Genomic DNA, 24288 nt, shown 5'->3' on the forward strand with positions numbered 1-24288 from the left:
GTGGCCGCGGCCGAGCCGCTGACCAGGACGGCCACTCCCTCGCCCACGGGGCCCGCGACCGCGCACGTCGCCGGGTCACCGGCCATGTTGGCCGCCAGCACCTGCGCGGCGCGGCGGGCCAGCGCCCTGCCGTCGCCGCCGGACGCGGCCGTCTCGCGCAGCGCCTCGAGCAGGTCGTCGGCGGTGGACTCGCCGGCGTCGCACACCAGCAGCAGCCCGCCCACGTAGGCGACCAGTCCGTCCCCAGGAAGGGGACGGACCACTCCGAAGCCTTGGTCGGTCATGCGTCCTCCCTCATGACGACCGCGCTGCGCTGCTCATTGGTGCCCTCGCTGCGCTCGGTCACTCAACTCTCCTCCCCGGAAGCCGGCGAAATTACGGCACCCGCACTGCCGTGCTGGCCACCAGCCATACGCATACCCAGACGACGAAGCCGTGTCGCGGCCCCCTCGTCTCGATTCGGTGAACCGGGTGGGCCGCAACAAACCCCTTCAACTGTGCAAGTTTGGCCAAACAGCACACTATCGGCCAGTCGTCGCATCGCAGAAATCGCCGGAGTCGGCTCCGGGCCACCCGAAACTGCTGGACACGACCCTAGCCCGGGGTCGCCGCTTAAACGAGTGGGACAAATCAGACGCCGGTGAACACCCGGTTCACATCCGCCGTCGAGAGCACGCCGAAGATCTCGCCGCCGCTCTCCACGAGCAGGTACTCGCTGCCCGGAGCCTCGCGCATGGCGTCGATGAGCGGCTCTCCGACCAGGTCGGCCCTGAGCACCATGGTGGGCTCCAGGGACTTGGCGACGGAGCCGACGTTCACCCAGGGGCGGCGGTGCTCGGGGGTGGCCTGTACGGCGGCCTCGTGGACGATGGCGAGGGGCTCGCCCTCGTGGCCGACCACGACGATGGCGCCCGCCCCGCGCTCGCCGGCCTGCCGCAGCGCCTCCGCCAGCGGCGTCTCGGCGGTCACCGGGATCGCCCTGCGGGCCAGGGCGCGCGCGTTGACCCGCGGGATCCTCGCCCGGATCTTGGCCGCGCGCAGCGACTGGGAGGCGCCGAGCCAGATGAAGGAGGCCAGCACGAACGGCCAGAGCAGGTCCGTGAGATCGAGCTCCTGACCGCCCCGCAGGGCGGTCGCGATCGGGAACACCACGAGCAGCACGGCCAGCACGCGCCCGCCCCAGGCGGCGACCACGGTGCCGGAGCCGGGGCTCCTGGTGAGCTTCCACACCCCGGCGCGCAGCATCCTGCCGCCGTCCAGCGGCAGCCCGGGCAGCAGGTTGAACACGCCGACGATGAGGTTGGCGAACCACAGCTGCCACACCAGCACCTCGAGGATGCCGCCACCGTTGACCAGGTAGACGTCGGCGGCCAGACCGAGCCCCGCCAGGCCGAGCGAGAGGGCCGGCCCGGCGGCGGCGACCATGAACTCCTTGCCCGGCGTCGGCGGCTCCTTCTCGATCTCCGAGACGCCGCCGAGCAGGTAGAGGGTGATCCTGCGCACCGGCAGGCCGTACCACTTGGCGAGCACGCTGTGGGCCAGCTCGTGCAGCAGCACCGACACGTACAGGAGCACCGCGAACACCAGCGCCACCGCGTACGCGGCGGTGCTTCCGAGCTCGGGCAGCATCTGGCGGAAGCGCGGCCCGAACATGACCGTGATGAACACCGCGACGATGAACCACGACCACGAGACGTACACCGGAATGCCGAACGGCTTCCCCATCCGAAGACCGGAGAACTCCTGCCGCGGGCTCTGCTCGCTCACCGCACTCCTTGAACGTCCATTACGTGCTGTTGCTGCCTTGATGCTACGCGCCGGATCGAGTGATCATCGTTTCGCGGGCGTCATTCTGTCGTGGTCTTGACCTAGAGTGCGGTGCATGACGTTGACCGAACCGGTGATCATCGGAGCTCTCTCCCCGTCCCGGGCAGGCGACTTCATGACATGTCCGCTGCTCTACCGCTTCCGGGTGATCGATCAGCTCCCTGAGAAGCCGTCGCAGGCGGCGGTGCGGGGCACGGTGGTGCACGCGGTCCTGGAGCGCCTCTACGACCTCCCGGCGCCGCGGCGTTCGGTCCAGGCGGCGCTGGAGCTGTTAGAGCCACAGTGGCAGCGGCTGCTGGCCGAGGACTCCCAGTACGCGCAGATGTTCGCCGACGAGGCCGAGCAGGCCGAGTGGCTGACGCAGGCGCGCGGCATGCTGGAGCGCTACTTCACGCTGGAGGACCCGACGCGGCTGGAGCCCGCCGAGCGTGAGCTCTACGTCGAGGCGGTCCTCGACGGTGGGCTGATGCTGCGAGGCTACGTCGACCGGCTCGACGTGGCCCAGACCGGCGAGGTCCGGGTGGTCGACTACAAGACGGGCAGCGCGCCGGGGCCCGACTTCGAGGCCAAGGCGCTGTTCCAGATGAAGTTCTACGCGCTGGTGCTGTGGCGGCTGCGCGGCCAGGTGCCCCGGCTGCTGCAGCTGGTCTATCTGGGCGGGCAGGGCGAGGTGCTGCGGTACGCCCCGGACGAGGCCGACCTGCTGGCCACCGAGCGCAAGGTGATGGCGTTGTGGGCGGCGATCGAGCGTGCCCTGGAGTCGGGCGAGTGGCGGGCGCGCCGGAGCCGGCTGTGCGACTGGTGCGACCACCAGGCGCTGTGCCCGGAGTTCGGCGGCACCCCACCCCCGGTCCCCGACCGCCAGCCCGGCGACACGGTGCGCAGCCAGCGCCGCTCGGCCACCGACGAACTGTGACCCACGCCTGAGGTCCTCCGGCGAACCCGTCCTTGCCCCGTACGACGACGTCGCGGTCAGCGGCGAGACCGGCACGCTGCCCACCCGGCCGAGCCGCAGACCGGGCGCGGAGACGGGATGACGGACCAGGCCCAACCTATCCCTTCCGCCGGGGCCGTCACTTGGTGCAGCTATCGGCGGGCGCGCGACGTACCTCGGGCTGGCCGCCTCTGAGACAGGGAGGGCATTCCTGCGGCCCTCAGCGACCGCGCCCTGTGCACGGACGCGGGCAGGACGCGCAGCGCAAGCCGGTCGGCCGGCGAGGGCGGTGGCGAATGGGTGGTAATCCTCCCGAGGGAGGAGGTTACGGGCTCTCACCTGGCCCTACAGTAAAGCGGTGCGCATAGACCGGACCACGCTCCACGACTCGGTGTTCGCCGGGGTGGTGGCCGCGGCGTCGGTGGCGCTGTTCGTGCTCTACAGCCCCGAGCGGCTGCAGTCAGAGGGCCTGCCGGTCGACGGTATGCGGGCGCCCGACCCGCTCGGCGGGGTGCTGTTGGTGCTGGCGTGCGTTCCCGTGGCGGTGCGCAGGCGGTGGCCGCTGGCGGCCATGTGCGCGGGGCTGGTCCCGGAGACGTTGCTGACCGTGCTCGGCTACGGGACCGGCATGTCGGAGCTGGCCAGCCTGGTGCTGCTCTACACCGTGGCGTCCTACCGCGGGCTGGCGGTGGCGCTGGGCGGGCTGCTGATCTCGCTGGTGACGTACGCGCTCGGCGTTCTGGCGGGACCGGTCAGGGCGGCGAGCTGGAGCGAGCACGTCGTGGTGGCCGTGGTGCTGGTGGCGGTGTGGGGCGCGGGCCGGAGCCTGCGGTTGCGCCGGGCGTACCTGGACGAGCTCAAGGACCGGGCGGAACGGCTGGAGCGGGCGCACGCCGCCGACACGAGGGCGGCCAGGGCCGAAGAGCGCTCCCGGATCGCCCGGGAGCTGCACGACGTGGTCGCCCACCACGTCAGCGTGATGACGGTGCAGGCCGCCGCGGCGCGCCGGGTGCTGGCCTCCGATCCGGAGCTGGCGCGGGAGGCGCTGTCGGCTATCGAGCACACGGGCCGGATGGCGATGACCGAGATGCGCAACATCGTCGGCGTGCTGCGTACCGACGCCCGAGCAGAGCTGGGCCCGCAGCCCGGCGTGCAGGACCTGCCCGGTCTGGTCGAGCAGATGCGCGAGGCCGGGCTGCCCACACGGCTGCTGGAGGAAGGGGAGCCGCGGCCGCTGCCCGCCGGTGTCGATCTGGCCGCCTACCGGCTGGTCCAGGAGGGACTGACGAACAGCCTGCGGCACGCAGGGCCCGGCGCGAAGGCCGTGGTGACCGTCCGTCATGACCCCCATGAGCTGGACGTACGGGTGGAGGACGACGGGCTGGGCGCGGCCGGGCTGTCCTCGCGGTCAGGGCACGGTCTGGTGGGAATTCGCGAACGGGTCGCGCTCTATGGTGGAATCCTGAGCATCGGTCCCCTACCCGGGGGCGGTTTCGAAGTGCGGGCGAAGTTCCCGTTGAAGGACGGCCAGTCACTCGCTCCTCCGGCATGAAGGCTGGAGACTGCCCTACTGGCTCGGGCAGGAGTGACCAGACCCAGCCGCCACGCCCAAGGAGGTGACCTTGGTGGCTACGTTGGACGCACGTCAGCAGATCCACTCCGCCGTGCTTCCTCAGCGGCGGACCCTGGAATCCGCGTCAGCAGACAACCCCGGAGCGGGGAGGAAACGGGACGCGGACGCCTTCGGGCAGCGGAGCGCCCCACATGGTCGAGGGGAGACTCACCGCGCATCACCTGGCGCGGCGGGCGTCACCCCCGCAAGCGGAGCACGCGGTCGTGAGACCGCACCCCGCGTGTTCGTCCTGGCATCGGACGGCACGCCGCTTGATCCGTGCCGTCCCGCCCGTGCCCGCAAGCTTCTCGCCGCAGGGCGGGCGGTGGTGGCCCGGCACACCCCCTTCACCATCCGGCTGAAAGACCTCGTACGCGCGATCGTGCCAAAGGGCAAGTACGCCGGAACCCACACCGGGCGAGTCGCCGTCCGCACCTCCGGCAGCCACACCGTCCAGACCGCCACCGGCCCCATCAAGACCTTGTACAAGCACCTCCGCCTGCTCCAGCGAGCCGACGGCTACGCCTATATGACCCAGAGGGAACAACACCCGTGCGCACCCTGACGGCGGTTCGCCTGGCGACGCAGCGCCTGACCCTGTCCCACAACGCGGAAGTCGGTTTCCTGCCCGGCCTGAAGGCCGAAGTTCTCACGGAGAAGGTCCAATGACGATCAGAGTGCTGCTGGTGGACGACCAGCCTCTGCTGCGTACGGGATTTCGCCTGATTCTGGAGGCCGAGCCCGACATCACGGTGGTGGGCCAGGCCGGCGACGGCAAGGACGCGATGGAGCAGACGCGCGCGCTGCTGCCCGACGTGGTCCTGATGGACATCCGCATGCCCGGGGTCGACGGCATCGAGGCGACCCGCAGGATCGTGCGGGAGGCGGCGCCCACGGCGCATGTGCCCAAGGTGCTGGTGCTGACGACGTTCGACCTGGACGAGTACATCGTGGAGGCGCTGCGCTCGGGGGCGTCCGGGTTCCTGCTGAAGGACGTGCCGCCGGACGAGCTGGTGCAGGCGATCCGGGTGGTGGCAGCCGGGGACGCGATCGTCGCGCCGAGCGTGACGCGGCGGCTGCTCGACAGGTTCGCCACGCGGCTTCCGTCGGCGTACGAACAGCCCGCTCCGGCGCGGCTCGACCGGCTGACCGAGCGGGAGCTGGAGGTGCTGCGGCTGATCGCCAAGGGCATGTCCAACGCGGAGATCGCGGCCAAGCTCGTGGTGAGTGAGACGACGGTCAAGACGCACGTCGGGAACGTGCTGACCAAGCTGGGGCTGCGGGATCGCGTGCAGGCCGTGGTGCTGGCGTACGAGACCGGGCTGATCACCCCGGGCACCTATTCCTGATCCGAGGCGCCGCGCTGGGTGCTCAGTGACCTGAGCGGGGGGCCTGGCGCTGCGTGCTCAGTGGCCTGAGCGCGGGCCACGGCCCCCACACGGCCCGATCAAGGCCCGCACCGCGGCCGGCGCGAGGCGGGCCCGGACAGTGGCGGGCCCGGGGCCGGGGTCAGGAGGCCTTGGCGGCGGCTTCCGAGACGTTCTCCGGGAAGTGGCAGGCGACGCGGTGTCCGCTGGCCAGCTCCTCCAACGGCGGCTCAACCTTCTTGCAGATCTCCTGCGCCTTCCAGCACCGCGTGTGGAAGCGGCACGCCGGCGGCGGGTTGAGCGGGCTGGGTACGTCGCCCGTCAGCCGGATGCGCTCACGTTCCTTGCGCGCCTTCGGGTCGGGCACGGGCACGGCCGACAGCAGGGCGTTGGTGTACGGGTGCATCGGCGAGTTGTAGAGCCGCTTGCGGTCGGCGATCTCCACGATCTTGCCGAGGTACATGACGGCCACACGGTCGCTGATGTGCCGCACCACCGACAGGTCGTGGGCGATCACGACGTAGGTGAGGTCCAGCTCGTTCTGCAGGTCCTCGAGCAGGTTGACGACCTGGGCCTGGATGGACACGTCGAGCGCGGAGACCGGCTCGTCGGCGATGATCAGCTTGGGCTTGAGCGCGAGCGTGCGGGCGATGCCGATGCGCTGCCGCTGGCCGCCGGAGAACTCGTGCGGGTAGCGGTTGTAGTGCTCGGGGTTGAGCCCGACCAGGGCGAGGATGTCCTGGACGGCCCGCTTGATGCCGTGCTCGGTCTGCACGCCCTGGATGCGGAACGGCGCGCCGACGATGGTGCCGACCGTGTGGCGCGGATTGAGCGACGAGTACGGGTCCTGGAAGATCATCTGCATGTCGCGGCGGAGCGGCCTCAGCTTGCCCTGCCCCATGTGCGTGATGTCCCGCCCCTCGAAGACCACCTTGCCGGCGGTGGGCTCGAGGAGCCGGGTGACCAGGCGGCCGGTGGTGGACTTGCCGCAGCCGGACTCCCCCACCAGGCCGAGCGTCTCGCCCTTGAACACGTCGAAGCTGATCCCGTCGACGGCCTTGACGGCGCCGACCTGCCGCTTGAGCAGGCCCTTGGTGACGGGGAAGTGCTTCTCCATGTTCTGCACGGAAAGCAGCGGCTCGCCGCTCGCGGGACTCTTGATGGGCTCGGTCACTGGGTCTCCAGCAGTGGCTTGATCTCGTTCTCCCACAGCTCCCGCCGCTCCGTCCTGTCCATGTGGCAGCGCACCAGGTGGCCGCCCTCGGTCTCGAGCAGGCCGGGCACCTCGGTCTTGGCCTTGCCTCCGGTGCGCTCGGCGTACGGGCAACGGGGTGAGAAGGCACAGCCCGGAGGCACGTTGATCAGGGACGGCGGGGAGCCCTTGATCGGCAGCAGCCGCTCGGTGGGCTCCCGGTCGAGCCGGGGCATCGATCCCAGTAGACCCCATGTGTAGGGGTGCTCGGGACGGTAGAAGATGTCGTCGGCGCTGCCGTACTCGATGCACTTGCCCGCGTACATGACCAGGATGTCGTCGGACAGCTCGGCGACCACGCCCAGGTCGTGGGTGATGATGATCAGCGCGGAGTTGAACTCGCGCTGCAGGTCGACCATGAGGTCGAGGATCTGGGCCTGGACGGTCACGTCGAGCGCGGTGGTCGGCTCGTCGGCGATGAGCAGTTCGGGGTCGCACGACAGCGCCATGGCGATCATGGCGCGCTGGCGCATGCCGCCGGAGAACTCGTGCGGGTAGGAGTCGACGCGGCGCTGCGGCTCGGGGATGCCGACCCGGCCGAGCATGTCGATGGCGTGCTTCTTGGCCACGGCCTTGGAGACCTTGTGGTGGATGCGGTACGCCTCGATGATCTGGTCGCCGACCGTGTAGAAGGGGTGCATCGACGACAGCGGGTCCTGGAAGATCATCGACATCTTCTTGCCGCGCAGCCCGCGCACGTGCTCCTGGGAGGCGCCGACGAGCTCCTCGCCGTCGAGCCAGATCTCCCCGGAGATGTTGGCGCCCTTGCCCTTGTGCAGGCCGAGGATGCCGAGGCTGGTGACCGACTTGCCGGAGCCTGACTCGCCGACGATGCCGAGCGTCTTGCCCCGCTCGAGGCTGAACGTCAGCCCGTCGACGGACTTGACCAGCCCGTCGTCGGTCGGAAAGTGGATCTTGAGGTCTTTGACCTCGAGAAACGAACTCACGTCAGCCTCACCCTCGGGTCCACGACCGCGTAGAGCAGGTCGACGATCAAGTTGGCCAGGATGATGAAGGCCGCCGCGACCAGGGTGACGCCCATCACCTGGGGTAGGTCGTTGCGCTCGATGGCGTCTCTGGCGTACTTGCCGATGCCGGGCAACGAGAACGTGCTCTCGGTCAGCACCGCGCCGCCGAGCAACAGGCCCAGGTCCAGGCCGAACATGGTCAGCACCGGGGTGAGCGTGGCTCTCAGCCCATGTTTGAGCACCACGGCCCGCTCGCGGAGGCCCTTGGCCCTGGCTGTTCGGATGTAGTCCTCGCCCATGGTCTCGAGCATGCCCGCCCTGGTGAGCCGGGCATAGCCGGCGGCGTACAGGAAGGCGAGCGTGATCCAGGGCAGCATCAGGTTGTTGGCCCAGGTGAGCGGGTCCTCGCTGAACGGGACCCAGTCGGCGACGTCGCCGACGAGGCCGAGCTGGTCGCGGAAGATGGCCAGCGACACGATGCCGGTGAAGAAGATCGGCAGAGACACGCCGGCCAGGGCGACGCCCATGGAGAGGCGGTCGAAGAAGCTGCCGCGCCGCAGCGCGGACACCACGCCGGTGGCCACGCCGAAGACCACCCAGATCACGGCCGCGCCGAGCGCCAGCGACAGCGTGATCGGTATGCGGTCGAGCAGGTCGGGGAGGACCGGGTTCTGCGTGACGTACGAGTAGCCGAGGCAGGGCGCCGGGCACAGCTCGACCCCGGGGCCGTAGTTGCGCTCCACGCCGACGAAGATGCCCTTCACGAACCGCCCGTACTGGACGACAAGCGGGTCGTAGAACCCCAGCCGGACCGCCGTCTCGTGGATGACCTGGTCGTTGGCGGCCTTGCCCACGTACCGGGAGGCGAGGTTGTCAGCGGACATCCCAGCGAGCCGAGGCACGAGGAAGAAGATGGCGAACGTCGCGATGCTCACCACGAAGAGCAGCATGACGGCCGCTATCAACCGTCTGAGAATGTATGTGAACACTGATCTCGGCCGTGGCGGCCGGGCCTCGTGAGCCCGGCCGCCGGAGCCTTCACCTGCTTTCGACGTACGTGTCCGGCGGGGTCACCTGACCTGTTACTGAGTGCCCAGCGTGAGGTACTCGTACATGCCCCAGTTCTGGCTGACGAAGACGTTCTTCAGCGTCGGCGGCCGGTAGAACAGGCCGTGCGCCCAGACGTAGGGCAGGATGAACGCCGAGTCCATGACCTGCTTGTCGACCTCGGCCCAGATGGCGTTGCGCTTGGCGGCGTCGGTCTCCGCGGCCGCCTGGTCGATGAGCGCGTCGATCTTCGGTTCCTTCACGCTCAGGTTGGTGTTGCCGGCGTCGCGGATGACGCGGCTGTCGACGATCTGCTGGAAGAAGCCGAAGCCCTCGGGGTAGTCGGCGCCCCAGCCGTAGACCATGAGGCCGAGGTTGTTCTTCTTGGCGAAGTCGGGCTTGCCGGCGTACAGCTTGAAGTAGTCGCCCTGCGGGTAGCCCTTGATCTCCAGCTTGATGCCGACGCGGCCGAGCGACTGCTGCAGCGACTCGGCGGTCAGCTTCTCGGCGGCGCGCTCGTTGCGGTAGGAGATGGTGGTGCTGAAGCCGTTGGGCTGGCCACAGGCCTTCAGCTCCTCCTGAGCCTTCGCGACGTCGCCGGTCGGGTTGGCCTCGACGCCGTACGGGTCGATCTTCTGGTAGCCGGTCATCTTCGACGGCATGAGGCTCAGCGCGATGTCGCCGCCGGCGTCGGGGCCGCCGTAGGCGCCCTGGAGCGCGGAGCGGTCGGCCGCGTACATCACGGCCTTGCGGCAGTGGATGTTGTCGAACGGCTTGACGTCACCGTTGATGTTGGTGAACCAGGTCCGGTCGATCGGGGCCGAGTCGGCGTACTGCTTGACCTTGGGGTCGGTCAGGACCGTCTTGCGGGCGTTGGCCGCGACACCGGTGCTGTTGATCTTGACGTCGATCTTGCCGGACAGCAGTCGCTGGTCGAGGTCGTCCTCGTTCTGGCCGAGCAGCACCTCGATGGAGTCGTTGAGCTGCTTGCGGTTGGGGTCGGTGGCCGGGTCCCAGTTGGGGTTCTTGACGAGCTCGATGCGCTTGGTGAGCTCGTGCGCCTTGAACATGTAGGGGCCGGTCGAGACCGGGTGCTCCTTGTACTTCGAGCCGGTGTCCTTGGCTTCGGGCACGGGAGCCGTCTGCGGGAGCATGGCGAAGTAGTCGAAACCGCCGTAGGCCTTCTTCAGGTGGAAGACGATGGTGGAGTCGTCAGGCGTCTCGATGGCCTTGAAGTCGTCGAGCTTGCCCTTCATCTTGTACGGGCCGGTGTAGCCCTGCAGGTCGAGCCAGTCGTTGAAGTAGGTCGGGCCGCTGGGCAGGATGTCCTTGTCCAGGGAGCGGGCCACGCCGTACTTGACGTCCTTCGAGGTGACGGGGGTGCCGTCCTCGAACTTGATGCCCTTGCGCAGCTTGTACGTCCACGTCTTGCCGCCGTCGCTGGGCTTGCCGAGGTCCTCGGCCAGGTCACCGACCAGCTGCAGACCTTCCTCGCCCGGCACCGGCTTGAACATGGTCAGCGCGCGCGTGTAAAGGCGGGAGAAATTCCAGGCGTAGCCGTAGTACTGGTCGCCCGGGTCGACCGAGTCGAAGTCGCCCGGCATGCCCATGTGGAGGGTGCCGCCGGTCTTCTCCGACGGGTTGACGACCTGCGTGACGCCCGCGTTGTACTGGCTGGCGGGCTTCTCGTCACTTCCGGTGCCACCGGTGCTCTTGCCACCGCCACCGCCACACGCGGAGACGACCACGGCGAGAGCGGCGGTCATCGCCACTGCCGACGCCTTTGATCTTATCTTCATCGACCTGACACACCCCTTGTATCTAGGAGTTGAGAACTTGCTGAAAACTCACGAGGGCTATCGGGCCTTGGGGTCGAAGGCGTCCCTGAGGCCGTCACCGAGCAGGTTGAACGCCAGCACGGTGATGAAGATCGCGAGACCGGGGAAGATCATGAAGTTGGGCGCCACCTGGTAGTTGTGGACGGCGTCCGACAGCATGCCTCCCCACGTGGGAGTCGGCGGACGTACGCCCACGCCGAGGAAGGACAGCGCGGCCTCGAACAGGATGTTCGAGGGGATCAGCAGCGTCGAGTAGACGAGGATCGGCGCCAGGAGGTTGGGCAGGATCTCCTTGAACAGAATGGTGTGGTTGCGCGCGCCCAGGCTCCTGGACGCGTCGACAAACTCCCGTTCTCGAAGAGACAGCGTCTGACCTCGGATGATACGTCCGATATAGGGCCAGTTGAAAAACCCGATGATGAACACCAGCAGGCTGATCCTGAGCGTGTCGCCCGACAGGCCGAACGCCGTGTCGGGGATGACGCCGGCCAGCGCCAGCGCGAACACCAGCAGCGGGAACGCCAGGAAGATGTCCATGAGCCGGCTGATGATGGTGTCGACCCAGCCGCCGAAGAAGCCGGCGATCATCCCGAGGACGGTGCCGAGCACGACGCACAGCAGGGTCGCGAAGAACGCGATCAGCAGCGAGATGCGGGCCCCGTACAGGACGCGGCTGAACAGGTCGCGGCCCGAGTCCGGCTCCACGCCGAACAGGAAGTCACTGCTGATGCCCCCGAAGGTGCCCAGCGGCGCTCCGATGGAGGGGTCGAGCTTCTCCCGGTGCCACTCGGCCGGCGGGTGCCCGAACCACGACACCAGCAGCGGAGCGAAGATCGCGACGAGGATGAGCAGCAGGATGACGATGCCGCCGATCATCGCGACGCGGTCGCGCCTGAGGCGCATCCAGGCGATCTGCCCCAGGGAACGGCCCCGGATGACTGAAGCCTCCGCCCCCTCAAGAACGGTCTCCGGTCCGGCTTCGACGGCCGAGCCCGGAACATCGAGCGGTGCGGTCATGCCAGTAAGCCCCCTGGATTCCAGACGACGTCGTCCGTGTCGGCGCGATCCCGGTCAGGGTAGTGCGCCCATGCTTGCGTGGACCGCGTGTCGCGGCCCCAGGAGGCAGAATCTATGGCCTGAGCTGCTGTGACTAGTCCCTCTGTGCCCTATGTGGCTCAACTGTGATTGACGCGAAACTCATTCGTATCGATCTTGAGGGGAATGTCTATGAGCCGTCCCGGTTGCGTCTCAGAACCGTGACAGAGCCCGGTTTCGCCGTGCATTCAGCTGATACCGCGGCGTTTGAGCAGCTCTTCGATGTCGGAGAAGTCGTCGTCGCCCTTCGGCTTCTGCGGAGCGGCGACGGCCGGCCGCTGGGGTTTTGTGCCCGTTTTGTTCGCTGAAGGCGGAATTTCGGGGGCCTCGCCGGCGGTCTTCTTTCGTCCGGTCGAAAGCTTCCTGCCGCGTATGACGCCCGACACCACGAACAGCACCACGGACAGCCCCGTCACGGCGATCCCCGCCCACACCAGCGGGTTGAGCACCAGCCCGGTGATGAAACCGACGGCGGTCGCGCCGATGGTCCACAGCGCCTGCAGCGCGCCCGTCAGGTAGGCCGCCACCGGCAGCAACGCCCACGCGGCCATCCGCATGCCGGCGGCCGCTCCCCTGCGCCTGAAGGCCAGGAAGCTGAGCACCAGGCCCACCGCGGTCACTCCTGCGCACAGCGGCAACCACGCGATCTGTTCGAACATCACGCCGCCCCTCGTATCGACTACATCTCCATCCTGGCACGCGAAACGCCGCCCGCCCCTCCTCCGCGAGGACCACTTGCCCCCTAGGGGTCGTGATCACCGCCCGGCCCGCCCGCACCCCGAGGACCGGTCCCGTGCGCAGCCGCGCGACTTGCCTCCGTCCGCTTCCGACGTCCGGCGGTACGGCGTCCCGCTACAGCTCGAACGCGGCAAGGAGACGGATGGGTGTGGCACGGACGCGGAGAGCGCGCATGGACGCGGCGCGGCGGCCCACGCGGTGAGGCGCGGCGCAGAGGCGACGAGCTGCGCGGGGAGTGGAGGCTCCTTGGGCCCACCGCGGCTCCGGGACGCGTACTTCCTCCGGCGGCGCTCGTGTGCCGCGGCCGACGGACGGCGCGTTGGGCGGCCGGGTGCGCGCCAGGCGAGCGCAGACGGCGGGGCGGGCGTCCACCACGCCGGAGCGGGCACGGTGGCGGGCCGGCGACCAGCACACGCGGGACGGTCGCGATGGTGGGCCGGCGAACGGCAGGCGAGAGCGGCGGGTGGGTCCGCTTCGCCGGGACCGTGGCCGGCGGGGGCTCAGACCGTGATGAGGGTGCGTAGGTCGGCGACGCCGAGAAGCTCCAGTGACGGGACCACCAGGCGGCCGGGCGCGGGGTCGATGGCCAGCAGGCTCGGGACCGCCACCACCGCACAGCCCGCGGCCGTGGCGGCCGCGACGCCGTTGGGTGAGTCCTCCAGCACCACGCACCGCACCGGCTCCACCCCCAGCAGCCGCGCGGCCGTCAGGTACGGCTCCGGGTCGGGCTTGGTGCGCACCACGTCGTCGGCCGTGACCACCACGTCGAACCGGTCACGCCCCACGCCTTTGAGCACCGCGTCCGCGATCTCCTTCAGCGACGAGGTGACCAGCCCCACCGGCACGTTCTCGGCCCGCAGCGCGTCGAGCAGCTCGGAGGCCCCGGGCATGACGTGGACGCCCGCCGACAGCCGCCGCACCATCCCGCCGGTCATCCACTCCCGTACGGTCTCGGCGGGCACGTCGGACCCCGACACGGCCAGCATGTAGTCGACCGTGCGCTCCATCGACCCGCCCACCAGGTGGGCCTGGTGCGCGGGCGTCCACTGGGCGCCGAGCCTGGCCATCACGTCGGTCTCGATCTCCAGCCAGACGCGTTCGCTGTCGACCAGCAGTCCGTCCATGTCGAAGAAGACCGCTTCCACAACCTGCCCCCGATCAGTAGTGAATGGCGGGCCGCCTTGGCGCCGGACGCCCGCCTCTCTCCCCCGCTGCCGGCGAACGGCGGGCCGCCTTGGCGCCGGGCACCCGCCGTTCTCCCCGCCCGCCGAGGAACGGCGGGCGACCGGCCACGGGTCAGACGTTGAAGTATTTCGCCTCGGGATGGTGGGCGACCAGCGCCGATGTGGCCTGCTCGGGGTGGAGCTGGAACTCCTCCGACAGCGTCACCCCGATGCGCTCGGGGGCGAGCAGCTCGAACAGCTGCTTCTGGTCCTCGAGGTTGGGGCAGGCGGGATAGCCGAACGAGTAGCGGCAGCCCTGGATGTTGACCTTGAGCATGTCGTCGAGCGACTCCTCGCCGCCGATCCCCCACTCCGAGCGCATCCTGGCGTGCCAGTATTCGGCCAGCGCCTCGGTGAGCTGCACCGACAGGCCGTGCAGCTCGAGATAGTCGCGATAGGCGTCCTTGGCGAACAGCTCGGCCGTGGCCTCGGCGATCTTCGACCCCATGGTGACCACCTGGAAGCCGACCACGTCGACCTCGCCGGAGTCCTTGGCGCGGAAGAAGTCGGACAGGCACAGGTGGCGGTCGCGGCGCTGGCGCGGGAACGTGAAGCGGGTGCGCTCACCGCCGTTGTCGTCGAGGATGATCAGCGAGTCGCCCTCGGAGACACACGGGAAGTGGCCGTAGACGACGGCCGCCTCCAGCAGGCCCTCGGTCTGGATGCGGTCGAGCCACATGCGCAGCCGCGGCCGCCCCTCGGTCTCGACCAGCTCGTCGTAGTCGGGCCCGGAGCCGCCCCTGGTGGGCTTGAGTCCCCACTGGCCGAGGAACAGGGCCCGCTCGTCGAGGAAGGCCGAGTATTCGGCCAGCGAGATGCCCTTGACCACGCGGTCGCCGGAGAAGGGCACCTGGGGCAAGGGGTTGTCGGCGGCCACGTCGGAGCGTGCGGGCAGCTCCTCGACGGGGGTGCGCTGCAGCACCGCGCCGGTCTTGACGCGCCGCTCGCGCAGCGGCGGCAGCGTCGCGCCCGCGACGCCGCGCTTGACGGCCATGAACGAGTCCATCAGCCGCAGCCCCTCGAACGCGTCGCGCGCGTAGCGCACCTCGCCCGCGAACAGCTCGGCCAGATCCTGCTCCACGTAGGCGCGGGTCAGCGCGGCCCCGCCGAGCAGCACGGGGTATTTCTCCGACAGGCCCCTGGAGTTCATCTCCTCCAGGTTCTCCTTCATGATGACCGTCGACTTCACCAGCAGCCCCGACATGCCGATGACGTCGGCCTTCTGCTCGTCGGCGGCCTCCAGGATGGCCGAGACCGGCTGCTTGATGCCGAGGTTGACCACCTGGTAGCCGTTGTTGGACAGGATGATGTCGACGAGGTTCTTGCCGATGTCGTGCACGTCGCCCTTGACGGTGGCCAGCACGATGCGGCCCTTCGTCTCGCCCTCGACGCGGTCCATGTGGGGCTCGAGGTGGGCGACGGCGGCCTTCATCACCTCGGCCGACTGCAGCACGAACGGCAGCTGCATCTGCCCCGACCCGAACAGCTCGCCCACGGTCTTCATGCCGTCGAGCAGCACGTCGTTGATGATCTCCAGGGCCGGACGCTGGTCCAGCCCGGTGTCGAGGTCGGCCTCCAGGCCCTTGCGCTCGCCGTCGATGATGCGCCGCTTGAGCCGCTCCCACAGCGGCAGCGCGGCCAGCTCCTCGGCCTTGCCCGCGCGCATGGCGGCCGCAGAGACGCCCTCGAACAGCTCCATGAACCGCTGCAGCGGGTCGTAGCCCTCGCGGCGCCGGTCGTAGACCATGTCGAGCGCGACCTGGCGCTGCTCGTCGGGGATGCGGGCCATCGGCAGGATCTTGGAGGCGTGGACGATGGCGGAGTCGAGCCCGGCGTTGACGCACTCGTTGAGGAACACCGAGTTGAGCACCATGCGGGCGGCCGGGTTGAGGCCGAAGCTGATGTTGGACAGGCCCAGCGTGGTCTGCACGCCCGGGTAGCGGCGCTTGAGCTCGCGGATGGCCTCGATGGTCTCCAGGCCGTCGCGCCTGGTCTCCTCCTGGCCGGTGGCGATGGGGAAGGTCAGGCAGTCGACGATGATGTCCTCGACCCGCATGCCCCAGTTGGCGGTCAGGTCCTCGATGAGGCGGGTGGCCACGCGTACCTTCCAGTCGGCGGTGCGGGCCTGGCCCTCCTCGTCGATGGTCAGCGCGACGACGGCCGAGCCGTGCTCGCTCACGAGCCGCATGATCTTCTGGAAGCGCGAGTCGGGGCCGTCGCCGTCCTCGTAGTTGACGGAGTTGACCGCGGCGCGGCCGCCGAGCATCTCCAGCCCGGCCTGCAGCACCGCGGGCTCGGTCGAGTCGAGCATGATCGGCAGCGTGGACGCGGTGGCGAACCGGAACGCCAGCTCCTTCATGTCGGCCACACCGTCGCGGCCGACGTAGTCGACGCACAGGTCGAGCAGGTGGGCGCCGTCGCGGGCCTGCTCACGGGCCGTCTCGACGCAGTCGTCCCAGCGGCCCTCCAGCATGGCCTCGCGGAAGGCCTTGGAGCCGTTGGTGTTGCAGCGCTCGCCGATGGCCAGGTAGGAGGTGTCCTGCCGGAACGGCACCGTCTGGTAGAGCGAGGAGGCGCCCGGCTCGGGATGCGGGCGGCGCGGCGTGACCTGCTTGCCGCGGACCCGCTCGACGACCTGGCGCAGGTGCTCGGGCGTGGTGCCGCAGCAGCCGCCGACCAGCGACAGGCCGTAGTCGCGGGTGAACGTGCCGTGCGCGTCGGCCAGCTCCTGCGCGGACAGCGGATAGTACGCGCCGTCGGCCGTCAGCACCGGCAGGCCGGCGTTGGGCATGCAGGACAGCTTGAGCCGCGAGTGGCGGGCGAGGTAGCGCAGGTGCTCGCTCATCTCGGCCGGGCCGGTCGCGCAGTTGAGGCCCACGATGTCGACGCCGAGCGGCTCGATCGCGGTCAGCGCGGCGCCGATCTCGGAGCCGAGGAGCATGGCGCCGTTGGTCTCGATGGTCACCTGCGCGATGATCGGGATGTCGCGCCCGGAGTCTTCGATGGCCCGCTTGGCGCCGATGACGGCGGCCTTGACCTGGAGCAGGTCCTGGCAGGTCTCGATGATCAGCGCGTCGGCGCCGCCCGCGATCAGGCCCGCCGCGTTGTCGCGGTAGGCGTCGCGCAGGTTCGCGTACGGCAGGTGGCCGAGCGTGGGGAGCTTGGTGCCGGGGCCCATGGAGCCGAGGACGAAGCGCGGCTGGTCGGGCGTGGACCAGTGGTCGGCGGCCTCGCGGGCGATCCTGGCGCCGGCCTCGGAGTATTCGAAGACGCGGTCGGAGATGTCGTACTCGCCGAGCGCGGCGAGGTTGGCGCCGAACGTGTTGGTCTCCACGCAGTCGACGCCGACGGCGAAGTAGGCGTCGTGGACGCCGCGCACGATGTCGGGCCTGGTGACGTTGAGCACCTCGTTGCAGCCCTCGTGACCGTGGAAGTCGTCGAGCGTCGGGTCCTGGGCTTGGAGCATCGTTCCCATCGCGCCGTCGGCCACGATGACACGCTGGGACAACACTTCCCGGAAGGACGAGGAGATGCTCATGGGGTAGAGCTTATCGGGTGCGCCTCGAGCGCCACTCGCGCGTGGCTCGCACACCCGTTCGCGCACGGCCCCTGTACGCGACACTACCGGGTTGCCGGCGCCCGTGGATCGGATGCGGCGGTTCCGCCCGGTCACGGGCATTCCGGGACCGCACGGCGGACGTTCCGGGACCGCACGGCGGGACGTTCCGGGACCGCACGGCGGACGTTCCGGGGGGACCCCGGAGGGCGTTCACGCGGACACGGGGCGCTATCGTACTGACCGTCAATTGACATCGCGTCCAATTGGAGGCTCCCATGGCCTACCGCACCGTCATCGTCGGCACCGACGGCTCGGCCTCCTCCTTCCGCGCCGTCTCCGCGGCGGCGTCCCTGGCCGCGGCGACCGGCGCCACCCTCGTACTGGCCTGCGCGTATCTGCCCATGCGGGAGAGCGAGCGCGCCGCGGCCGCCGACCGGCTGGGCGACCTCGCGTACAAGGTGAGCGGCTCCACCCCCGCGGACGACGCCCTGCGTGCGGCGCGCCGGCATGCCGTGGCGGCGGGCGCCTCGGACGTCGTGCTGGCGGCCGAGCAGGGGGACGCCGTGGACGTGCTCGTCTCGCTGGCCGCCGGGCACCGCGCCGACCTGCTCGTGGTGGGCAACCGCGGGCTCAACAGCCTGGCGGGGCGGCTGCTCGGGTCCGTGCCGTCCGCCGTCTCCCACCGCGCCGCCTGCGACGTGCTGATCGTCCACACCACGGACGGCGGCCGCTGACCCGCCCTCTGGGACTCCCCTCTCTTGATGAGGCTCGCGCGCGCACGCGCGCGAGGAAAGTACAGGCGGCCGCACAGCGCACCGGAGGAAGGCGCGAGGGCACGTGTACGCGGCTCGCCTGTCCCGTGTGTGCCGCGGCCTTCGCCGGGGGACGAAGCCGGTCACGAGAAGGCGCCGTTCACGCGTGCGCCGGAAAGACGAGGCCCGGGTTCGCATGGAGATCGGTGACGCTGACCGCCCCCGACCGCATAGGCTTAGCGAGACGATGAAGAGAGGAGGCGACACGTGATAGAGCTCGAAGGGCTCCCTGAGCTCGTTGACCCGGTGCTCATAGCCGCGTTCGAGGGGTGGAATGACGCGGGCGAGGCTTCAAGCGGTGTGATCGCCCATCTCGAGTCGGCTTGGAAGGCCGAGCCGCTGATCGCGCTCGACCCCGACGACTACTACGACTTCCAGGTGACCCGGCCCGTGGTGGAGATGGGCGACGGGCTGACGCGGTCGATCGTGTGGCCGACGACGCGGCTGCTGCGCGCCCGCCCGCCGGGCCTGGAGCGCGACGTCGTGCTGCTGCGCGGCATCGAGCCCAACATGCGCTGGCGCTCGTTCTGCGCCGACATCATCGAGATCTGCCGCGAGCTGGGCGTCGAGCTGGCCGTGATGCTGGGCGCGCTGCTCAACGACTCGCCGCACACCCGGCCGGTGCCCATCCTCGGGGGTGCGACGGACATGGCGCTCGCACGCTCGACGAACCTCGAGCTGAGCCGCTATGAGGGCCCGACGGGGATCGTCGGGGTGCTGCAGCACGCGTTCGGCGAGGCGGGGCTCGACGCCATCTCGCTGTGGGCGTCGGTGCCGCACTACGTGGCCCAGCCGCCCAACCCCAAGGCGACGCTCGCGCTGCTGCGCCGCATGGAGGACCTGCTGGAGATCCCGATGCCCCTGGGCGACCTCGACGAGGAGGCCCGCGCGTGGGAGCGCGGCGTCGACGAGCTCGCCTCCCAGGACAGCGAGGTGGCCGAGTACGTCAAGGAGCTGGAGGAGCGCAAGGACGCCGCCGAGCTGCCCGAGGCCAGCGGCGACGCGATCGCGGCCGAGTTCGAGCGCTACCTGAGGCGCAGGGACCGGGACACTGACAGCTAACGCTCAGAGATAAAATCCGCCATTTTTTCGGGATTTCGAGTAATAATCGGGCCTACAAGTTTCGCCCCAAGTTGGGACCCCCGATTCACGACCGATAAGTCCTGAAACCTCGGCTTCGCACCGTGATGCCTATCCAACTCACCGCGCACGTTAGGCACGCCATGGCGACTTCCCACGTAGACCCGTACCAAAGAAGTCAGGACACCAGGCGCCGCGTCCTCGAGATGGCCGTCTCCCTCCGGGAGGACCGTACCGGCGGCTCCGTGGACCACTTCCTCGCGCTGCTGCAGGACCGGCTCCCGCTCTGGCTGAGCATTCTCCACGATCTTTCTCATCGCATCGGGAAAGGGTGCGTGGCGGACAATCTCCTCCCCGTTGCCCGAGCAGGTATCGAGTACTACATCGACGTACAGAGCGCGGCGCTGCCCGCTTTCACCTCGCCCACCGTGACGGTCCGCTTCCGCGAGGCCATCCGGGACACGGGTCTGGGGCCGCACACCGAAACGGCGCCGCTGGCCGCGTACCTGGCGGCCGAGCAGGAGTTGGGCCGGGTGTGCCCTGACGTGGACCCGGAGGCGAGCGCGCGGCTGCTGATCGCGGGCTGCTTCCATCGGGCCTACATCGAGATGTTCATCGGCGGCGATGCGGGCCCGTCGCTCGACGCCAGCGCCGAGGAGATCGTCCGCGAGTTGCGCCTGGAGCCCGTCCCCGCCTGAGCCCCATGAGCCCCGCCCCGGCCTCCGCCAAGGCACCCGACGGGGCGGGTTCCGGCTTGCCAAAGGATTGAACAGACGTTTAGCATCCTAAACATGTGTTCAGCCCACTCGGACCTGACCGCGCAGGCCAAGATCCGCGACGCGGCCATCGCCCACTTCGCCCGCGACGGCTTCCAGAAGACGAATCTGCGGGCCATCGCCGCCACGGCGGGGGTGAGCGCCGGCCTGGTGATCCACCACTTCGGCAGCAAGGACAAGCTCCGGAGCGTCTGCGACGACCACGTGCTGGGCGTGCTGGTCCGGCGGGCACACGAGGCCGGGACGCCCGACCTGCTGCGCGAGTTCATGTCCAACCCGGAGGAGTACCACCTCCAGGTGCGGTACATGGTCCGCGCGATCGAGGAGGACACGCCGGCCGCCGGCAGGTTCGTCGACACGATGGTGGCCGAGTCGGAGGCGATCCTGCGTGCCGGGATGGCGGAGGGCTCGATGCGGCCGTCCTCGGACGTGCGGGCGCTGGCCGTGCTCACCGTGCTGAGCAGCCTGGCCATGCTGACCATGCCGCCGCCGATGGCCCGCGCGCTCGGGTACGACCGCTTCGGCCCCGAGGTCCTGCTGCGGATGGCGCTGCCCACGCTCGAGCTCTACACCCACGGCCTGTATGCGGACGACGCTCCGCTGAAGGCGGCACGGGCCGCCTCGGAGGCCTCACAAGAGAAAAGGGATGAATGACCGATGGCAATCACGCTTCCCGTCTTCACGCCGCTGCAGGAGACCCTGTGGCTGACGCTGTGCGGCAGGGCCCTCGACAACCGCCTGCCCCATCCCATCCTGGGCGACGAGATGGCCGATGAGATCGTGCGGGAGGTCGGCTACGACTACGCGAAGCTCCACATCCTCTCCAGCAGCGCCATCTACATCGCGCACCGGGCCAAGAAGCTGGACGAGATCGCGCGGCGGTTCATCGCCCGCCACCCCGACGCGATCGGCCTCGACCTCGGGGCCGGCCTGGACAGCCGTGCGCTCCGCATCGCCCCGCCACCCACCGCCGGCTGGCACGACGTCGACTTCCCCGAGGTCGTCACCGCCCGGCAGCGCCTGCTGCCGGAGCGCGCCAGGCCCCACGACATCGCCGCCGACGTCCTCGGCCCCGCGTGGCTGGAGGCCCTGCCCGCCGACCGGCCCGCGGTGATCGTCGCCGACGGGTTGATCGCGTTCCTGTCCATGGAGGAGATGATCTCCCTGGTCAACCGCCTGATCGACCACTTCCCCAGCGGGGAGATCGCCTTCAACGGCTACAGCACGTTCGCCGTCTGGGCCCAGAAACGCTTCGCCGTCGGCAAGAACGTGGTGGACGTCTCCAAGTTCCCCGGCCTCGACGACCCCCTGGAGCCCGAACGCTGGAACCCCAAGCTGAAGCTCGTCAAGGAGATCCTGATGACGCGAGAGCCCGAGGTGGCCGAGTTCCCGCTGGGCCTGCGCCTGATGAACCGCCTGTCCGCGCCCGTCGCGTCCTGGTCGCGGAAGGGCAACGTGGTTCTCCACTACCGCTTCTAGCGGGATACACTGATTATCAGTAGAACTGATGATTTGTGGAGCTGACCATGATTCTGATCACCGGCGGGCTGGGCTTCATCGGCACGCACACCACCCGGGCCCTGCTCGACCTGGGCGAGCCCTGCGTGCTCGTCCAGCGCAGGCCCGCCGTGGTGCCCGAGATGTTCGCCGACGAGCCTGTCGTCGTCGAGCAGGCCGACCTCACCGACGAGTCCTCACTCCTGGAGATCGGCAAGCGCCACGAGATCACCGGCATCGTGCACCTCGCCGGCTCCGTCCCGTGGCCGCCCGGCGCGTACGAGCCGATCGAGGGCGCGGAGAAGGCGGTGCGCAGCCTCCTGAACGTGTTCCGCGCCGCGAGCGAGTGGCAGGTGGCCCGGGTCGGCGTGGCCAGCACGATCGGCGTGTACGGCGGCGTGCCCGGCGAGGGCGCGCTCAAGGAGGACGTGCCGCTGCCGATGACGGCCGGCCACCCGATCCCGGCGTTCAAGAAGATCGGCGAGCTGCTCACCGACTACCTCGCGGGAACCATGGGCCTCGACGTGGTCGGCTACCGCATCGCCGCCATCTGGGGGCCGCTCGGCAACCCGCGGTCGCCGTTCTTCGCCGCGCCCCAGCTCGTGCACGCCGCCGCCCGCGGCACCGACCCCGACCTGTCCACGTTGCACACCGGCACACACCTGGGCGACGGCATCGACCTGTGTTACGCGAAGGACTGCGGGCGCGCGATCGCGCTGCTCCAGCTCGCGGATCGGCTGGCGCATCGCACGTACAACGTGGCCTCAGGGAGGTTGACGACCAACGGTGAGGTCGTCGCGGCGATCAGGAAGCTGGTCCCTGATGCCCGCGCCGGCCTCCCCGAGGGCCGCGACCCCGCGACGCCCGGCGTCTGGCTCGACACCACCCGGCTGCGCGAGGACACCGGGTACGAGCCCGCGTACGACACCGAGCGGGCGGTCGCCGACTACCTCGCCTGGCTGCGCGCCGGTAACGAGCGCTGAGCGAGGCAGTCGCGCACCGGGACGATCGCGACGTCGCGTAGAACGCACTGTGGCGCACCTCGGGCAGGACGCGTCCGCGGCATGCTCAGACGTGGAGCTGCTCGAGCCGCTCGACGGCGGCCAGCTCGGCCGAGAACCACTCGATGGTGCGGCGCAGCCCCTCGGCCGCCGTCACCTGCGCCTGCCAGCCGAGCCGCTCGGCCGCCAGCGTCGTGTCGGGGCGGCGGACCCGGGGATCGTCGGCAGGGCGGTCGATGAACTCGATCTCCGACGACGACCCGGCCAGGTCCCGGATCATCGTGGCCAGTTCCAGCATGGTGAGCTCGGCCGGGTTGCCGATGTTGACGGGCCCGGTGAAGTCGCTGCGGGCCATGGCCAGGATCCCGGACACGGTGTCGTCCACGTAGCAGATGGAGCGCGTCTGCGAGCCGTCGCCGGTGATCGTGATGGGCCCGCCGGTCAGCGCCTGCCTGATGAAGGTCGGGATCGCCCGGCCGTCGAACGGGCGCATGCGCGGCCCGTAGGTGTTGAAGATGCGCACGATCCCGGTGTCGGTGCCGCGCGAGTGCCGGTAGGCGGTGGTCAGGGACTCGGCGAAGCGCTTGGCCTCGTCGTAGACGCTGCGCGGGCCGACCGGGTTGACGTTGCCCCAGTACGTCTCGCGCTGCGGATGCTCGAGCGGGTCGCCGTACACCTCGCTGGTCGAGGCCAGGATGAACCTGGCGCCCTTCTCCCTGGCCAGGCCCAGCGCGTGCAACGTGCCGACGCTGCCGACCCGGAGGGTCTCGATCGGGTAGCGCAGGTAGTCGGCCGGCGAGGCGGCCGAGGCGAAGTGCAGCACGAGATCCAGCCGGTCCGGTACGTGCACGTACCCGGTCAGGTCGCACTCGATGATCCGGAACTCGGGCCGGTCGATCAGGTGCTCGACGTTGCGCGGGCCGCCGGTGAGGAAGCTGTCCATGCAGACGACCTCCGCGCCCTCCTCCAGCAGCCGCTCGCACAGGTAGGAACCAAGGAACCCGGCGCCCCCGGTGACCAGAGCCCTCATGACGTGACCTCCAAGACAGCGTCGACTACTTCGGAAACCTCGATCTTCAGCAGGCCGGGGTCGGGTCGCTGCCCGTGCGGATCCCCGTTCCTGCCCGCCCACAGCGCCACGTGGCGCCAGCCGGGCGGCGGCCCCCACAGAGCGGGAGACACCGGTCCGAACAGCACCACCGACGGCACGCAGAACGCCGTCGCCAGGTGCGCGACGCCGGTGTCCCCGCAGACCACCAGCCGCGCCCTGCTCACCAGGTCGATCAGGTCCGCCAGCTCGGTGCGCCCGGCCAGCATCCGCTCCGGAGGAAGCCCCGCCAGCTCGGCGACCCTCCTGGCCAGCGGCACCTCGTCGGAGTTCCCCGTGACGACCACGTCGTCGAGCGCCGCCGCCACCTCGGCGAACCGCTCGGGCGGCCAGCGCCGCGCGGGATAGGCGGCGCCAGGATGCACGATCGTGGGCCCCATACGGTCGGAGATGCCGAGCGTCAGGTCCGCGGGGTCGGCGGGGATGCCGTGCCATTCCAGCAGTCCACACCAGCGCCGCACCTCGTGGACGCCCTCCGGATACGGCGGCCCCGTGCCGAAGCTGATCAAGCGGGCCGGCTCCGTGCGGCGCAGCGCCTCGATGCTCTGCGGCCC

General features: G+C 69.8%; 21 protein-coding genes and 1 pseudogene. 10 read left to right on the forward strand and 12 right to left on the reverse strand.

Annotation, left to right across the window (positions count from 1 at the left end):
* Together AB0J09_RS24195 and AB0J09_RS24200 are read right to left on the reverse strand one after the other, a co-directional pair.
* Positions 1–284: pseudogene (locus AB0J09_RS24195) on the reverse strand (hypothetical protein); the annotation flags it as partial.
* A 346-nt stretch (positions 285–630) separates the two neighbouring features.
* Entirely contained in the window at positions 631–1767 is a 1137-nt protein-coding gene (locus tag AB0J09_RS24200; RefSeq protein ID WP_360695097.1) for a site-2 protease family protein, read from the reverse strand.
* A 115-nt stretch (positions 1768–1882) separates the two neighbouring features.
* On the opposite strand from AB0J09_RS24200, the gene AB0J09_RS24205 reads away from it, so the two are divergent.
* The 4 genes from AB0J09_RS24205 to AB0J09_RS24220 all read left to right on the forward strand — a co-directional run bounded on the left by AB0J09_RS24205 (position 1883) and on the right by AB0J09_RS24220 (position 5722).
* The gene (locus AB0J09_RS24205; protein ID WP_360695099.1) at positions 1883–2743 is read left to right on the forward strand and encodes a RecB family exonuclease; all 861 of its coding nucleotides are present in this window, start codon (positions 1883–1885) and stop codon (positions 2741–2743) included.
* A gap of 376 nt (positions 2744–3119) precedes the next feature.
* Entirely contained in the window at positions 3120–4313 is a 1194-nt protein-coding gene (locus tag AB0J09_RS24210; protein ID WP_360695102.1) for a sensor histidine kinase, read from the forward strand.
* Between the two features lie 301 nt (positions 4314–4614).
* On the forward strand, positions 4615–4938 hold the full coding sequence (locus tag AB0J09_RS24215; RefSeq protein WP_360695104.1) for an RRXRR domain-containing protein: 324 nt from the start codon (positions 4615–4617) through the stop codon (positions 4936–4938).
* Between the two features lie 100 nt (positions 4939–5038).
* A complete protein-coding gene (locus AB0J09_RS24220) occupies positions 5039–5722 on the forward strand; it encodes a response regulator transcription factor (protein WP_344995576.1) in 684 nt (227 codons plus the stop codon).
* 160 nt (positions 5723–5882) lie between these two features.
* On the opposite strand, the gene AB0J09_RS24225 is transcribed toward AB0J09_RS24220, so the two are convergent.
* The 8 genes from AB0J09_RS24225 to metH form a co-directional block, all read right to left on the reverse strand.
* Positions 5883–6857 (reverse strand): dipeptide ABC transporter ATP-binding protein, encoded by a 975-nt coding sequence (locus AB0J09_RS24225; protein ID WP_360695152.1) that lies wholly within the window; start codon positions 6855–6857, stop codon positions 5883–5885.
* A 53-nt stretch (positions 6858–6910) separates the two neighbouring features.
* Positions 6911–7939 (reverse strand): ABC transporter ATP-binding protein, encoded by a 1029-nt coding sequence (locus tag AB0J09_RS24230; protein WP_360695107.1) that lies wholly within the window; start codon positions 7937–7939, stop codon positions 6911–6913.
* Positions 7936–8949, reverse strand: a complete 1014-nt coding sequence (locus AB0J09_RS24235) for an ABC transporter permease (RefSeq protein WP_360695110.1) — start codon at positions 8947–8949, stop codon at positions 7936–7938. Before AB0J09_RS24235 ends, AB0J09_RS24230 begins: the two co-directional genes overlap by 4 nt.
* A gap of 93 nt (positions 8950–9042) precedes the next feature.
* Positions 9043–10806, reverse strand: coding sequence for an ABC transporter substrate-binding protein (locus AB0J09_RS24240; protein WP_360695113.1), 1764 nt, complete (start codon positions 10804–10806; stop codon positions 9043–9045).
* A gap of 57 nt (positions 10807–10863) precedes the next feature.
* Entirely contained in the window at positions 10864–11862 is a 999-nt protein-coding gene (locus AB0J09_RS24245) for an ABC transporter permease (RefSeq protein ID WP_360695116.1), read from the reverse strand.
* A gap of 266 nt (positions 11863–12128) precedes the next feature.
* Positions 12129–12599: a cellulose synthase gene (locus tag AB0J09_RS24250; RefSeq protein ID WP_360695119.1), complete on the reverse strand. Its 471-nt coding sequence runs from the start codon at positions 12597–12599 to the stop codon at positions 12129–12131.
* Positions 12600–13178: 579 nt separating this feature from the next.
* A complete protein-coding gene (locus tag AB0J09_RS24255; RefSeq protein WP_360695120.1) occupies positions 13179–13823 on the reverse strand; it encodes an HAD family phosphatase in 645 nt (214 codons plus the stop codon).
* A 151-nt stretch (positions 13824–13974) separates the two neighbouring features.
* A complete protein-coding gene (gene metH / locus AB0J09_RS24260) occupies positions 13975–17439 on the reverse strand; it encodes a methionine synthase (protein WP_360695123.1) in 3465 nt (1154 codons plus the stop codon).
* 296 nt (positions 17440–17735) lie between these two features.
* Here metH and AB0J09_RS24265 point away from each other — a divergent pair, with 296 nt between their 5' ends.
* The 6 genes from AB0J09_RS24265 to AB0J09_RS24290 all read left to right on the forward strand — a co-directional run bounded on the left by AB0J09_RS24265 (position 17736) and on the right by AB0J09_RS24290 (position 22608).
* A complete protein-coding gene (locus AB0J09_RS24265; RefSeq protein WP_360695126.1) occupies positions 17736–18194 on the forward strand; it encodes a universal stress protein in 459 nt (152 codons plus the stop codon).
* A gap of 285 nt (positions 18195–18479) precedes the next feature.
* Positions 18480–19334 carry a PAC2 family protein gene (locus AB0J09_RS24270; protein WP_360695129.1) on the forward strand — a complete coding sequence of 285 codons (855 nt, stop codon included), beginning with the start codon at positions 18480–18482 and terminating at the stop codon, positions 19332–19334.
* Between the two features lie 224 nt (positions 19335–19558).
* Positions 19559–20050 carry a hypothetical protein gene (locus AB0J09_RS24275; protein ID WP_360695132.1) on the forward strand — a complete coding sequence of 164 codons (492 nt, stop codon included), beginning with the start codon at positions 19559–19561 and terminating at the stop codon, positions 20048–20050.
* Positions 20051–20143: 93 nt separating this feature from the next.
* A complete protein-coding gene (locus AB0J09_RS24280) occupies positions 20144–20782 on the forward strand; it encodes a TetR family transcriptional regulator (RefSeq protein WP_360695136.1) in 639 nt (212 codons plus the stop codon).
* Positions 20783–20785: 3 nt separating this feature from the next.
* Positions 20786–21607 carry a class I SAM-dependent methyltransferase gene (locus AB0J09_RS24285; RefSeq protein WP_360695139.1) on the forward strand — a complete coding sequence of 274 codons (822 nt, stop codon included), beginning with the start codon at positions 20786–20788 and terminating at the stop codon, positions 21605–21607.
* A 47-nt stretch (positions 21608–21654) separates the two neighbouring features.
* Entirely contained in the window at positions 21655–22608 is a 954-nt protein-coding gene (locus AB0J09_RS24290; protein ID WP_360695142.1) for an NAD(P)-dependent oxidoreductase, read from the forward strand.
* A gap of 85 nt (positions 22609–22693) precedes the next feature.
* On the opposite strand, the gene AB0J09_RS24295 is transcribed toward AB0J09_RS24290, so the two are convergent.
* Together AB0J09_RS24295 and AB0J09_RS24300 are read right to left on the reverse strand one after the other, a co-directional pair.
* Entirely contained in the window at positions 22694–23656 is a 963-nt protein-coding gene (locus AB0J09_RS24295; protein ID WP_360695146.1) for a UDP-glucuronic acid decarboxylase family protein, read from the reverse strand.
* Positions 23653–24288: glycosyltransferase family 9 protein (locus tag AB0J09_RS24300; RefSeq protein WP_360695149.1), on the reverse strand; the 636-nt coding region annotated here is incomplete at its 5' end. The genes AB0J09_RS24295 and AB0J09_RS24300, both read right to left, overlap by 4 nt.

It is taken from the genome of Nonomuraea sp. NPDC049784, from assembly GCF_040659615.1.
In the GTDB taxonomy this organism is placed as follows: Bacteria; Actinomycetota; Actinomycetes; order Streptosporangiales; family Streptosporangiaceae; genus Nonomuraea.